Origin of the sequence: Streptomyces sp. NPDC058157 (assembly GCF_042884105.1) — a bacterium.
Classification (GTDB): domain Bacteria; phylum Actinomycetota; class Actinomycetes; order Streptomycetales; family Streptomycetaceae; genus Streptomyces.
This window is the reverse complement of record NZ_JBHVUQ010000090.1, coordinates 17,430-30,190: the sequence shown is the minus strand read 5'-3', so window position 1 is coordinate 30,190 and position 12,761 is coordinate 17,430. Positions and strand designations below refer to the sequence as shown.

Sequence of the window (12,761 nt, the reverse complement as noted above, 5' to 3'; positions counted from 1 at the left end):
CTTCCCCGCCTTCACGGAGCCCCCCTTCGCGGAGCCCTCCGGCCCCACCGGCGGCCCCGCGCTGGGCACCGTTCCCGTGGGCGCCAACGAGACCCCGCGCTGGCCCGGGCCCGAGGCCCTGGACGCCCCCGCCCCGGCCGCCGCCCGGCCCGGCCCGGCCGCGCCGCCGCCCGGCCCGCAGCCGCCCCGGTCGATGCCCGCACCGGCCCCGGCCGGGAAGGCCGGGAAGGCCGGGAAGTCCGGCAAGGCGGCCCCGGCCGGCAAGCCCGCCAAGAAGAAGGGCCGCTCCAAGCTGGTCCTGCTCGGCGGCGGCGTCATCGGCCTGGTCGCCGTGGCCTACGGCGCCGGGCTGCTGATGAACCACTCCGACATCCCCAAGGGCACCCAGGTCCTCGGCGTCGACATCGGCGGCAGCCGCGACGCCGCGGTCGACAAGCTCCAGACGGCCTTCGGCAAGCGCTCCGCCACCCCGCTCCAGGTCACCGTCGGCGGCAAGACCGTCGAGCTGAAGCCCGAGAAGGCCGGCCTGACCCTCGACACCCAGACCACCGTCCGCAACGCCACCGGCAGCGACTACAACCCGGTCACCGTCATCGGCTCGCTGTTCGGCGTCGAGCGCACGGCCGCCGCCGTGATGCCCGTCGACGAGGAGAAGCTGAAGGACTCCCTCCAGGAGCTGGCCGGCACCGCCGGAACCGCTTCCGAGGGCACCATCACCTTCGACACCGGCAAGGCCGTGGCGGTCCCGGGCAAGGCCGGCACCAGCCTGGACGTCGACGGCTCCGTGGACAAGGTCACCAAGGCCTTCCGCGAACTGGTCGCCAACGGCAAGGCGGCCCCCGTCGAACTCCCCACCGCCACCAAGGAGCCGACCGTCACCCAGGCGGAACTGAACCGGGCGATGAAGGAGTTCGCGGAGCCCGCCATGTCCGGCACCGTGACCGTCAAGGCGGGCACCAAGTCCCTGTCCTTCGGCGCCAAGTCCCTGCCCAAGATCCTCAGCATGGTCCCCGTCCAGGGCAAGCTCGTCGAGAAGTACGACCTGGAGGCCCTCAAGGCCACCTACGGCAACGCCTTCGACGGGGTGCTGATCACCCGCGGCACCGGCGCGAAGACCCCCGTCACCCCGCAGGACGTCTCCGGCGCCCTCGGCAAGGGCCTCGTCGGCAAGACCCCGGCCGAGCGCATCGTGACCATCGACACGAACGCCAACTGAGTCCCCGCACGGTCCGTCAGGAGCCCCTTCCCGCACCCCGGGAAGGGGCTCCTCCCGTTCCGGAACCCCGCCCCGACCAGCAACGTCACCCCCGGCGCATGACATCTGTCATGCAGCTGTCACGACGGGAGACACTGCCGCGCGGACCCCCGCCCGGGAGAAGCTCAGTACATGACGACGACGACCGCGACACCGTCCGGAGCCCCCGGACCCGCACGAGGTGCCGCCAACGGCACCGTGGTGAGCTTCCAGAACGTGACCAAGAGCTACGGCCAGGTCAAGGCCGTGGACGGCCTCACCCTCGAACTCCACCCGGGCGAGACCGTCGCGCTCCTCGGCCCCAACGGTGCCGGCAAGTCCTCCACCCTCGACCTGCTCCTGGGCCTGCGCCCCGCCGACTCCGGCACCGTCAGCCTCTTCGGCACCACCCCCCGCGAGGCCGTCACGGCCGGCCGGGTCGGCGCCATGCTCCAGAGCGGCGGCCTGATGGAGGAGGTGACCGTCCGCGAGCTCGTCACCCTCGGCTGCGCCCTGCACCCCCGGCCCTACCCGGTCGAGGAGGTGCTCTCCCGCTCCGGCATCGAGGAGATCGCCGGACGCCTGGTCAACAAGCTCTCCGGCGGCCAGGAACAGCGCGTGCGCTTCGCCCTCGCCACCGCCGGCCACAACGACCTGATCATCCTGGACGAGCCGACCACCGGCATGGACGTCACCGCCCGCCACGCCTTCTGGGCCACCATGCGCGAGCAGGCCGCCCAGGGCCGCACCGTCCTGTTCGCCACCCACTACCTGGAAGAGGCGGACGCGATCGCCGACCGGGTACTGGTCCTGAACAAGGGTCGGCTGCTCGCCGACGGCACCGCCGCCGAGATCAAGGCCAAGGCCGGCGCCCGCAAGGTCGCCTTCGACCTCGACGGCGACATCGACCAGCAGGCCCTGCGCGCCCTGCCCGGCCTGACCTCCTTCCAGGTCAACGGCTCCACCGTGCGGCTCCAGTCGCGCGACGCCGACGCCACCGTCCACGCGGTGTACGCGCTCGGCCTCTACCCCCGCAACCTGGAGGTCGCGGGCCTCGGCCTGGAGCAGGCCTTCATCGCCCTCACCGAGGCCGAGGAGGCCAACGCATCGTGAACACCGGAACCCTGAGCCTGATCAAGCTGGAAGTCACCCGCGCCCTGCGGAACAAGAAGTACATCTTCTTCACGATCCTCTACCCGGCCGCCCTCTTCCTGATGCTCGGCGGCACCCTCGACGGCACCACCAAGGTCATGGGCACCGAACTGACCATGCCCGCCTTCTACATGGTCGCCATGGCCTCCTTCGGCGCCCTCACCGCCGTCCTCGTCGGCAACGCCGAGCGCATCGCCAAGGAGCGCGAGGCCGGCTGGGTGCGCCAGCTGCGCCTGACCGCCCTGCCGGGCCACGGCTACGTGCTCGGCAAGACCGCCAGCGCGGGCGTGCTCTCGCTGCCGGCGATCCTGGTGGTGTTCCTGGTCGCCGCCGTCGCCAAGGGCGTCCGCTTCGAGCTCTGGCAGTGGCTCGCGCTGACCGGCTCCATCTGGGCGGGCAGCCTGGTCTTCGCCGCGCTGGGCGTGGCCATCGGCTACCTCGCCGGCGCGGACAACGTCCGGCCCCTGAGCATGCTCTTCTACTTCGCCCTGTCGATCCTCGGCGGCCTGTGGATGCCCACCGCCGCGTTCCCGCAGTGGCTCCAGAACATCTGCGAGTGGCTGCCGACCCACGCCTACGCCGGCCTCGGCCAGGCCATCGAACTGGGCGGCGCACCGCACGCCAAGGACGTGGCGATCCTCGCCGCCTACTTCGTACTGTTCACGGGTGCGGCCGCCTGGCTGTACCGCAAGGACTCACTGAAGGCGTAGGACCGTGGCGCTGACGCACGAGGCCGGGGACGGGGACCAGATCGTCCGGGCACCCGAGGGCACCGTCCACAAGGTGGTCAAGAGCCTCTGGATCGCCATCTGGCTTTTCTACCTCAGCGCCCCCGTCACCGACCTGGTGCGCGGCGGGCACAGCGACGGCGCCCGGGTGCTCGGCGGGCTGGGCCTGCTGGCCTTCGTCGGCTGGTACCTGGTGCTGGTGTTCCGGCCGGACCGGCAGAAGCCGGTGCGGCCGGTCCTGCTGTCGCTGGTGGTGCTCAGCGCGGAGGCCACGGTCCTGTCGCTGGCCCTGGGCCGCGAGTGGCTCGTGCTCTTCGTCTACGTCTCCATTGCCTCCGGCGCCGCGCTGCCCGCGAAGATCGCCCGGTTCACGGTGCCCGCCGCGACGGTGCTCCTGACGGCGCTGGCCCTCACGGTCCCGGACGGCGGCGACTACCTGTGGGGGCTGCTGATCCCGGCCCTGATGGGCGGGTTCGCGATGGTCGGGGTCCGCGCGATGATCCGGACCACCATAGAACTCCGGCAGGCCCGGGCCACGGTGGCGCAGCTCGCGGCCAACGAGGAGCGCCTGCGGATGGCCCGCGACCTGCACGACCTGCTGGGCCACTCGCTGTCGCTGATCACCCTCAAGAGCGAGCTCGCCGGCCGGATGCTGCCCGACCACCCCGACCGGGCCGCCCAGCAGGTCGCGGACATCGAGAAGGTCTGCCGGCAGGCCCTGGTCGACGTACGGGAGGCCGTGAGCGGCTACCGGCGGCCCACCCTGCCCGGCGAGCTCGCGGGCGCCCGGACGGCGCTGGCGGCGGCCGGGGTCAAGGCCGACCTGCCCGCCGACTTCACCGACGAGGTGCCGGAGGAGCCGGAGTGCGCGCTGGCCTGGTCCCTGCGCGAGGCGGTGACCAACGTGGTCCGGCACAGCGGCGCCCGGCGCTGCACGGTCACCCTGACCACCCGGCAGACCCTCGCCGGCCCGGTGCTGGAGCTGTCGGTGACCGACGACGGCTCGGGCGGCTCCGCCGTCCCCGGCAACGGCCTCACCGGCCTGACGGAGCGCCTGGAGGCGGTCGGGGGCACGCTGTGGGCGGGCCCGGCGGGCAGGACCGGCTTCCGGCTGCTGGCGCGGGTCCCCCTAGGATCCCGGTCATGACGCACGCCTCCGGCCCCGCCCCGGCCCCCATCCGGATCCTCCTGGCGGAGGACCAGTCCATGGTCCGGGAAGCCCTCGCGGCCCTCCTGGGGCTGGAGCCGGACATCGAGGTCCTGGCCCAGGTGGCCCGGGGCGACGAGGTCGTGCCGGCCGCCCTGGCCCACGACGTGAACGTGGCCCTGCTGGACATCGAGATGCCGGGCATGACGGGCATCGAGGCGGCCAGGGCCCTGCGGCTGGCCCGCCCGGCCCTGAAGATCGTGATCGTCACCACCTTCGGCCGCCCCGGCTACCTGCGGGGCGCGATGGAGGCGGGCGCCTCCGCGTTCCTGGTCAAGGACGCGCCGGCCGCCGAGCTCGCGGAGGCGGTGCGCAAGGTCCTCGCGGGCGAGCGCGTCATCGACCCCGGGCTCGCGGCGGCCGCCCTGGCGGAGGGCGCCAACCCCCTCACGGAACGGGAACGGGACGTCCTGCGCGCGGCGGAGCACGGCGCGACCAACGCCGAGCTGGCCGCGGCCCTCTCCCTCTCGCAGGGCACGGTCCGCAACTACCTCTCGACCGCCATCCAGAAGCTGGCCGCCCGCAACCGGGCCGAGGCGGTCCGCGTCGCCCGGGAAAAGGGCTGGCTCTGACCAGGGGTTGTTGAGCAGACTGCGCCGGTGTTCAGAAAACTGTGGGCGGCGACCGCCGCGTCGAACCTGTCGGACGGCGTGAGCCTGGCCGCGGCACCCCTGCTCGCCGCGACGATCACCCGCGACCCGACCCTGATCGCCGGGATCACCGTCGCCCAGCGGGCGCCCTGGCTGGTCCTGGCCTTCGTCTCGGGCGCCCTCGCCGACCGGCTGGACCGCCGGAAGGTGGCCCAGAGCGCGAACTGGATCCGCGCCGCCGCCTTCGCCGCCCTCACGGCGGCCGTCCTCGCCGACACCCTGTCGATGCCCCTGCTGTACGGGGTGTTCTTCGCGATCGGCACCGCCGAGACCCTCTACGACAGCGTCTCGGCGGCCTGGGTGCCGATGCTGGTCGGCCCCGAGGAGCTGACCCGCGCCAACAGCCGGCTGCAGACCACCTTCGTGGTCTGCAACGAGTTCGCGGGCCCGCCGATCGGCGGCTTCCTCTTCGCCGCCGCGGCCGCCGCACCGTTCGCCCTGGGAACGGCCGGGTACCTGGCCGCCGTGGGCCTGCTCGCCCTCATCCCCTCGGCGGCGCGCCGGACGGACGCCCCGGACGGCGGACCGCTGACCGTCGCGAACGTCCGCGAGGACATCGCCGTCGGCGCCCGCTGGTACTGGTCGTCACCCGTGCTGCGCGCCCTGAGCCTGGTCGCGGCCGTCGGCAACGCGGCCGCGGCGGCGAGCTACGGCCTGCTGGTCCTGCTCGCCCAGGACGAACTCGGCGTCTCCGACCAGGGGTACGGCGTGATGCTCGCCGCCGGTGCGGTCGGCGCCGTCCTCGGCGGGATGGCGGCGGGCCGGGTCGGCGGGTGGTTCAAGCCCGGCACCCTGCTCCTCGTGACCGGCCTGCTGTCTGCCGCCGCCACGGCGGGACTGGGCCTCGCCCTCAGCCCGGCGGTGACCGTCGCCCTGATGGCCCTGGACGGCTTCGTCGTCCTCGTGGTGTCCGTCCACATGGTGACGCTGCGCCAGCAGATCGTCCCGAACGAGCTCATGGGCCGGGTCACCTCCGTCTACCGGGTGGTCGCCGTGGGCTCCTTCGCCCTCGGCGGCGTCGCGGGCGGCGCGGTGGCCGGGGCCTTCGGGGTCCCGGCCTCCTTCTACGCCGGCGGGGCGGCCATCGCCGTCGTCTCCGTCCTCGTGCTGCCGGTCCTGAGCAACACCCGCCTGACCGAGGTCAGACAACGGGCCGAGGCCGCCGCCGCCCCGGCCGCTGCCGACCCGGTCGGCACCGGGACGGTCGACGCGGGCAGGGCCGCCGCCGACCCGGGCGCCGCCGGCACGGCCGGAACCGCCGCGGCCGGCGCGGAGACGGTCGAAGCCGCCCCGGCCGGCGCGGGGACGGCGGGCGCGGGCAGGGCCGCTGCCGACCCGGTCGGCACCGGCACGGCCGGCACCGCGCCGGTCAGTTGAGCAGCGCGCGGGCCGAGGCGGCCTCCGCGCGGATCCGGGTCGCCGCCTGCGGGTCCACCGCGTCCATGACCACCGCGTACGCGTCCATCTCCGCCGCCCCCGCCTGGAAGGAACCCCGCTCCACCAGCAGCCGGGCCCGCTCGTAGCGCAGCGCCGCCGGATGCGAGGGCAGCAGCAGCGACAGGTCCAGGGACCACAGCGCGACCGCCGAGTGCTCCGGCCGGGCGGACGCCCACACCCGGATGTTGCCCAGCACGCGCAGCACGATGTCCAGGGTCCGCGCCGGCGTCCGCGGCCCCTGCGCCAGCTCCGCCGGGCCCGCGCCCAGCGAGGCCCCGCCCGCGAAGGGATCGACCACGACGCCCTCCTCCGGGTCCCCGAAGCCCACCGTGAAGTGCCCCGGCAGCCCCAGCCCGTACACCGGCGCCCCCGCCCGCCGGGCCACCTCCAGCCAGACCACCGACAGCAGGATCGGCAGGCCGCGCCGGCGCCGCAGCACCTCGTGCAGCAGCGAGGACTCCAGCCGGTCGTAGTCCTTGGGGGTGCCGTGGAAGCCCATCCGTGCCCCCAGCAGCTCCGTCACGGCCGCCGCCCACGCCTTCGGCGTACGCAGCCCGTACGGCAGCATCCCCGCCAGCCGGTCCAGTTCCATCTGGGCCCAGTCCATGGCCCGTTCGTCCAGCTCCGGGTCGGCCTCCGCCGCCAGCAGCAGGCACAGCAGCGCCAGGTCCGGCCGCTCGGCGCGGGCCTCCTGCGCGAACAGCTCCCGGGTGGCCGCGCTCATGCCCCGGCCCCGGCGCGGAAGTGGTGGTAGGCGTGGTGGGTGGTGAAGCCCATCCCGTCGTACAGGGCCCGCGCCCCGGGGTTGTCGGTCTCCACCTGAAGCCAGGCCGCCGACGCGCCCTCCTCCAGCGCCCGCCGAGCCAGCGCCGTCATCACCGCCGTCGCCAGCCCCCGCCGGCGGTGCTCCGGATCGACCGTCACCGCGCCGAACCCGGCCCAGCGGCCGTCGACCACGCAGCGCCCGATCGCCCGGCCGCCGTCCAAGGAGGCGAACCACACCGACGGGCCCTCCACCAGCATCCGCCGGGCGAGTTCCGGGTCGCGGACCTTGCCGTACCGGCCCAGCCAGGCCTCGTCCGGCTCGCGGGTCAGCCGTATCCCGGACACCTCCGCGTCCTGGTCGGCCACCGGGGCCAGGCCCGCGGTGCGGACCTCCGCCGAGACCTCGTTGACCCAGCCGCGCCGCTCCAGCTCCGCGCAGAGCACCTCCTGGGTGCCGGCCGAGCCGGTCGCGGCCTGCACGTAGGCGGGGAGGTCCCGCCGCGCGTACCAGTCCGTCACCCGCGCGAGTGCTTCGTCCAGGGGTATCCCGGGGTCGCCGAGGGCCAGCACCGAGTTGGCCCGGCGGGTGAAACCGCCGGCCGCCCGCAGCGTCCAGTCGCCCAGGGGCTCGCTCTCCAGCGGCTGCCAGGCCCGCGCCGTGACCCTCGAGAGCTCCTCGAAGGAGGCCGCGGGACCCTTGCGACGGGCCGGCGCGGCGGGCACCACCTTGCCCGCGACCAGCGAGGATTCCGGGATGTGGACGGACACGCCGTCCTTGCGTGTGATCGTCAGCACACCCTCGGTCCAGGATGTGAGAACCCCGACGGCGTCGGTGAAGGCGGGAGAGCCGCCACCCCCTTCCTGCACCCGTCGTACAGAGACTCGTTTACCCACGTCAGCCGGGGTAATACGGATCTCCAGCAGCCCACCGGCAGTGATTTCCACAGCTCTGTCCGCCCCTCCTGTTCGGATCGTGCCCGGGAACGGAGATACTAGGTGCGGGCATCGACGACGCCGCGCTCCCGCGCGAATGGACAGCCCTACCGAGGAGGAACGAGAGCGTGACCTACGTCATCGCGGAGCCTTGTGTCGACGTCAAGGACAAGGCCTGTATCGAAGAGTGCCCCGTCGACTGCATCTACGAGGGCCAGCGGTCCTTGTACATCCACCCGGACGAGTGCGTCGACTGCGGCGCCTGTGAGCCGGTCTGCCCCGTCGAGGCCATCTTCTACGAGGACGACACCCCGGAGGAGTGGAAGGACTACTACAAGGCGAACGTCGAGTTCTTCGACGAGCTCGGCTCGCCCGGTGGTGCCTCCAAGCTCGGCCTGATCGAGCGCGACCACCCCTTCGTCGCCGCGCTGCCCGCCGGCATCAACGGCGAGCACTGACCGTTTCACGGCAGACGCGCCCCTCGGTCCCGTCCGGCACTGCTGCCGCGCGGGACCGAGCCGTTTTCCCGCCCCTTTCCCGCCCCTTTCCCGTCCCTGAGAGAGAGCAGAGCACCGTGGCCGCAGTTTCCGACCGTCTCCCCACGTTCCCCTGGGACAAGCTGGAGCCGTACAAGAAGACGGCGGCGGCCCACGAGGACGGCATCGTCGACCTGTCCGTCGGCACGCCCGTCGACCCGGTGCCGCAGCTGATCCAGGACGCCCTGATCGGCGCCGCCGACTCCCCGGGCTACCCGACGGTGTGGGGCACCCCCGCGCTGCGCGACGCGATCACCGGCTGGCTGCGCGGCCGGCTCGGCGCGAGCGCCGCCGGACACCGCAACGTGCTGCCCGTGGTCGGATCCAAGGAGCTCGTGGCCTGGCTGCCGACCCAGCTCGGCCTGGGCGCCGGCGACAAGGTGGCCTACCCGCGCCTCGCCTACCCCACGTACGAGGTCGGCGCGCGGCTGTGCGGCGCCGAGGCCGTGGTCTACGACGACCCGACCGAGCTGGACCCGGCGGGCCTGAAGCTGCTGTGGCTCAACTCCCCGTCGAACCCCACCGGAAAGGTCCTCGGCAAGGAGGAGCTCATCCGGATCGTCGCCTGGGCGCGCGAGCACGGGATCCTCGTCTTCAGCGACGAGTGCTACCTGGAGCTCGGCTGGGAGGCCGAGCCGGTCTCCGTCCTGCACGACGAGGTCTGCGGCGGCTCCTACGAGGGCCTGGTCGCCGTCCACTCCCTCTCCAAGCGCTCCAACCTGGCCGGTTACCGGGCCGCCTTCATCGCCGGTGACGAGGACGTCCTCGCCGAGCTGCTGGAGATCCGCAAGCACGGCGGCATGATGACCCCGGCCCCCGTCCAGGCCGCCGTCGTCGCCGCCCTCGGCGACGACGCGCACGTGGCCGCGCAGCGCGCCCGCTACGCCGCCCGCCGCGAGGCGCTGCGCACCGCCCTGGAGGCGCACGGCTTCCGGGTCGAGCACAGCGAGGCCAGCCTCTACCTGTGGGTGACCCGCGACGAGCCCTGCTGGGACACCGTCGTCCACCTGGCCTCCCTCGGCATCCTGGTCGCGCCGGGCGACTTCTACGGCGAGGCCGGCGCGAACTTCGTGCGCGTCGCCTTCACCGCCACCGACGAGCGCGTCGAGGCCGCGGTCAAGCGCCTGGGCTGAGCCCGCCGGACGCCCCGAGGGGCCGGGAGCTGCGCGCTCCCGGCCCCTCGGCGTCGCGGTGGGCGGCGACGGCTCAGCCGCCCAGCGGCAGGGAGCCCAGCGGCAGCGCGCCGACCGGCAGGTCGTGGCCCACCGGCAGCTGCGACACCGGCAGCTGCGAGACGGGCAGCCCGCCCAGCATCTGGCCCGCGCTGCCCGCCACGTCCGAGGCGGGGGCGGCGGCCGGAACGGCCTTGGTGGCGGTGCCCGCGACCCCGGTGGCCGCGCCGGTGGCCGTCCCGGTCGCGGCGGAGGCGTCGGCGGTGTCGGGGGCGGCGAGCGAGCCCAGCTGCGGCACGGACTCCAGGCCCGCGGCGCTGGCCGCACCGGCCGCACCGACCACGGGAGCGGTGCCGGCAGCGAGGAGAAGCGCGGCGCGGGCGATCCGGCGGGTCAGGGGGAGGGACATGATGCTCCTAAGCGGTAGCGGCTGAGTACGCCGTGTACAACCGCCCCCGGGGTGGGCCGAGTTGCGGACCCACCGGGTAAAGGATCAGTAACGCATCGTTTAATCGGCTTCCGTGACAAGCCCATCGGACCGGCGCCCACCAGGGCTTCTGCCGTCAACACGCCCGGGCGCGAGGAGCCCGCGGCCACCCCCTTGCGGGGGACGGACCGCACGCGCGAACGATCACGTCCCGTCGGCGGGACGGCGCCGGCCCGCCTCAGCCGGTGGCGCGGGGGAGGAAGATCCGGACCTGGCCCGGGACCGCCTCGTACGGGTCGGGCGCCGTGCCGCCCTTCGTCCCGCCGGTCCCGCCGCGCCGCCACTCGCCGCCGCCGCGGCCCGCCACCCAGGCCGAACCGTCGTACGAGACCCCGGCGATGCCCAGGTCCTGGGAGCGGGCCACCGCCCAGTGGGCCATCGCCCGGCCGCGCCGGGCCTCGGCCGGACCGCCGCCGTCCTTCAGCCACAGGTCCACCTCCGCCTCCGCGCCGCCCGCCGACGGCGAGGGCTCCGCCACGGGGCTCGCAGAGGGGCTCGGCGAGGCCTTCGCGGCGGGGCTGCCCGAGGCCTTGGGGGACGCGCCCGGCCCGGCCTTCGCCGAGGGGCCCGCCGAGGCCTTCGGCCCGGCGTGCAGCGCGGTCCGGCCCGCGGCCAGCGCCTCCTTGCCGAACGCCCGCGCCAGCTCCGTGCGCACCTTCTCCGGGTCGCCCTTCAGCGGCGCCGGGCCCGCGCAGGTCAGCGTGGCCTGCGTCTCGCCCTCGCCGAAGGCGGCCGTCAGCACCGTCGCGTCCGGCTCGTGCTTGGCGTAGGCCTGCGGGAACCCGCTCAGCTGCACCCGCTGCGCCGCCACCGTCAGGGGCAGCCGGGTGTAGCCGCTGACCTCCACGAGCCGGTCGTAGAAGATCCCCGCCGAGTACACCGGGTCCATGATCTGCTCCGGGGTGCCCCAGCCCTGCGAGGGCCGCTGCTGGAACAGGCCCAGCGAATCCCGGTCCCCGTGGTCGAGGTTGCGCAGTCCCGACTCCTGCATCGCCGTCGCCAGCGCGATCGTCAGCGCCCGGTCCGGGAGTCCCTTGGAGATCCCGACGGCGGCTATGGTCGCGGCGTTCGACGCCTGCTCGGGGGTCATCTCGTACGTCTGGACCGCCCCGTCGGAGCCGCCCGCCGGGCCCTTGGCCGTCACCGTGCAGTACGGGGAGCCGACCCCGCCGTTGGAATAGTGGTGCACCAGGACGTATCCGATCACCGCGAGCAGGACGGCCGTACCCAGGGCCGCGCGGAGCGGCCAGCGGCGGCGGGGGCGGGGGCGATCGGTCTCGGACACGCGGCCCACCGTACTTGAGGCCGATATCGCGTCCACCGACCGGACGCCGCCGGTACCCGCCCATCCCGGGGCGTTAGGGTCGGTTCATGTCCGAATCCGAGCTCGACCTCACCCTCGACGCTGCCGGGCTGACCGCCCGCCTCGTCGACATCCCCTCCGAGAGCGGCGACGAGAAGGTGCTCGCCGACCTCGTGGAAGACGCCCTGCGCCGCCTGCCGCACCTGACCGTCGACCGCCTCGGCAACAACGTCGTCGCCCGCACCGACCTCGGCCGCGCCGAGCGCGTCGTGCTCGCCGGGCACCTCGACACCGTGCCGATCGCCGGGAACGTCCCGTCCCGCCTGGACGAGAACGACGTCCTGTGGGGCTGCGGCACGACGGACATGAAGTCCGGGATCGCCGTGCAGCTGCGGATCGCCGCCACCGTGCCCGAGCCCAACCGCGACCTCACCTTCGTCTTCTACGACCAGGAGGAGGTCGCCGCCGACCTCAACGGCCTCGGCAAGGTCGCCGCGGCCCACCCCGACTGGCTGGCCGGGGACTTCGCCGTCCTGCTGGAGCCCTCCGACGCCGAGGTCGAGGGCGGCTGCCAGGGCACCCTGCGCGTCCTGCTGCACACCCGCGGCGAGCGCGCCCATTCCGCCCGCAGCTGGATGGGCTCGAACGCCATCCACGCCGCGAGCCCCATCCTGGCGAAGCTGGCCGCCTACGAGCCCCGCAAGCCGGTCATCGACGGCCTGGAGTACCACGAGGGCCTCAACGCCGTCCGCATCGAGGGCGGCGTGGCCAACAACGTGATCCCGGACGCCTGCACGGTCACGGTCAACTTCCGCTACGCCCCCGACCGCAGCGAGGCCGACGCGCTCGCCCACGTCAAGGAGGTGTTCGCCGACTGCGGCGTCGACTCCATCACGGTCGACGACTCCTCGCCCGGCGCCCTGCCCGGCCTGTCCCACCCGGCGGCCGCGGCGTTCATGGAGGCCGTCGGCGGCCAGGCCATGCCCAAGTTCGGCTGGACGGACGTCTCCCGCTTCAGCGCGCTCGGCGTCCCGGCCGTCAACTACGGGCCCGGCGACGCACTGCTCGCGCACAAGGTTGACGAGCGGGTCGAAACCAAGGCGATCCTGCACTGCGAGGAACGACTCCGCGCCTGGCTGACCTCGTAAATTCCCCCT

Annotated in this window: 12 protein-coding genes and 1 pseudogene; 9 read left to right on the top strand and 4 right to left on the bottom strand. The window is 74.0% G+C overall.

Annotated features, from left to right (window positions below; translation table 11 throughout):
* The 6 genes and pseudogenes from ACFVXK_RS22215 to ACFVXK_RS22190 all read left to right on the top strand — a co-directional run.
* Positions 1-1,216 (top strand): annotated as a pseudogene (locus ACFVXK_RS22215) (hypothetical protein); the annotation flags it as partial.
* A 171-nt stretch (positions 1,217-1,387) separates the two neighbouring features.
* Complete coding sequence (locus ACFVXK_RS22210; protein ID WP_389614206.1) at positions 1,388-2,347, top strand: ABC transporter ATP-binding protein; 960 nt, start codon at positions 1,388-1,390, stop codon at positions 2,345-2,347.
* Entirely contained in the window at positions 2,341-3,096 is a 756-nt protein-coding gene (locus tag ACFVXK_RS22205; protein WP_389614213.1) for an ABC transporter permease, read from the top strand. The genes ACFVXK_RS22210 and ACFVXK_RS22205 overlap by 7 nt, the downstream gene beginning before the upstream one ends.
* Positions 3,097-3,106: 10 nt before the next feature.
* Complete coding sequence (locus ACFVXK_RS22200) at positions 3,107-4,261, top strand: sensor histidine kinase (protein WP_389614211.1); 1,155 nt, start codon at positions 3,107-3,109, stop codon at positions 4,259-4,261.
* Entirely contained in the window at positions 4,258-4,893 is a 636-nt protein-coding gene (locus tag ACFVXK_RS22195; RefSeq protein ID WP_389614204.1) for a response regulator, read from the top strand. Before ACFVXK_RS22200 ends, ACFVXK_RS22195 begins: the two co-directional genes overlap by 4 nt.
* Positions 4,894-4,920: 27 nt before the next feature.
* Positions 4,921-6,348, top strand: coding sequence for an MFS transporter (locus ACFVXK_RS22190; protein WP_389614202.1), 1,428 nt, complete (start codon positions 4,921-4,923; stop codon positions 6,346-6,348).
* Here the strand turns inward: ACFVXK_RS22190 and ACFVXK_RS22185 are convergent.
* Positions 6,341-7,132, bottom strand: coding sequence for a transglutaminase-like domain-containing protein (locus ACFVXK_RS22185; protein WP_389614200.1), 792 nt, complete (start codon positions 7,130-7,132; stop codon positions 6,341-6,343). The genes ACFVXK_RS22190 and ACFVXK_RS22185 overlap by 8 nt on opposite strands.
* Positions 7,129-8,118, bottom strand: coding sequence for a GNAT family N-acetyltransferase (locus tag ACFVXK_RS22180; protein ID WP_389614199.1), 990 nt, complete (start codon positions 8,116-8,118; stop codon positions 7,129-7,131). The genes ACFVXK_RS22185 and ACFVXK_RS22180 overlap by 4 nt, the downstream gene beginning before the upstream one ends.
* Before the next feature lie 116 nt (positions 8,119-8,234).
* On the opposite strand from ACFVXK_RS22180, the gene fdxA reads away from it, so the two are divergent.
* Both fdxA and dapC read left to right on the top strand, forming a co-directional pair.
* Positions 8,235-8,564: a ferredoxin gene (fdxA, locus tag ACFVXK_RS22175; protein ID WP_030011906.1), complete on the top strand. Its 330-nt coding sequence runs from the start codon at positions 8,235-8,237 to the stop codon at positions 8,562-8,564.
* 116 nt (positions 8,565-8,680) lie between these two features.
* The gene (gene dapC, locus ACFVXK_RS22170; protein ID WP_389614197.1) at positions 8,681-9,775 is read left to right on the top strand and encodes a succinyldiaminopimelate transaminase; all 1,095 of its coding nucleotides are present in this window, start codon (positions 8,681-8,683) and stop codon (positions 9,773-9,775) included.
* 73 nt (positions 9,776-9,848) lie between these two features.
* Here dapC and ACFVXK_RS22165 read toward each other — a convergent pair whose 3' ends face one another.
* Positions 9,849-10,223: an ATP-binding protein gene (locus ACFVXK_RS22165; protein ID WP_389614195.1), complete on the bottom strand. Its 375-nt coding sequence runs from the start codon at positions 10,221-10,223 to the stop codon at positions 9,849-9,851.
* 256 nt (positions 10,224-10,479) lie between these two features.
* The gene (locus ACFVXK_RS22160; RefSeq protein ID WP_389614209.1) at positions 10,480-11,595 is read right to left on the bottom strand and encodes a hypothetical protein; all 1,116 of its coding nucleotides are present in this window, start codon (positions 11,593-11,595) and stop codon (positions 10,480-10,482) included.
* Positions 11,596-11,672: 77 nt separating this feature from the next.
* On the opposite strand from ACFVXK_RS22160, the gene dapE reads away from it, so the two are divergent.
* Positions 11,673-12,752, top strand: a complete 1,080-nt coding sequence (gene dapE / locus ACFVXK_RS22155) for a succinyl-diaminopimelate desuccinylase (RefSeq protein ID WP_389614193.1) — start codon at positions 11,673-11,675, stop codon at positions 12,750-12,752.
* The last annotated feature ends 9 nt before the right edge of the window (positions 12,753-12,761 follow it).

Coding starts and splice junctions, on each gene's coding strand:
- ACFVXK_RS22210 (WP_389614206.1), top strand. CDS start 1,388: ATGACGACGACGACCGCGACACCGTCCGGAGCCCCCGGACCCGCACGA.
- ACFVXK_RS22195 (WP_389614204.1), top strand. CDS start 4,258: ATGACGCACGCCTCCGGCCCCGCCCCGGCCCCCATCCGGATCCTCCTG.
- ACFVXK_RS22185 (WP_389614200.1), bottom strand. CDS start 7,132: ATGAGCGCGGCCACCCGGGAGCTGTTCGCGCAGGAGGCCCGCGCCGAG.
- ACFVXK_RS22165 (WP_389614195.1), bottom strand. CDS start 10,223: ATGTCCCTCCCCCTGACCCGCCGGATCGCCCGCGCCGCGCTTCTCCTC.
- dapE (WP_389614193.1), top strand. CDS start 11,673: ATGTCCGAATCCGAGCTCGACCTCACCCTCGACGCTGCCGGGCTGACC.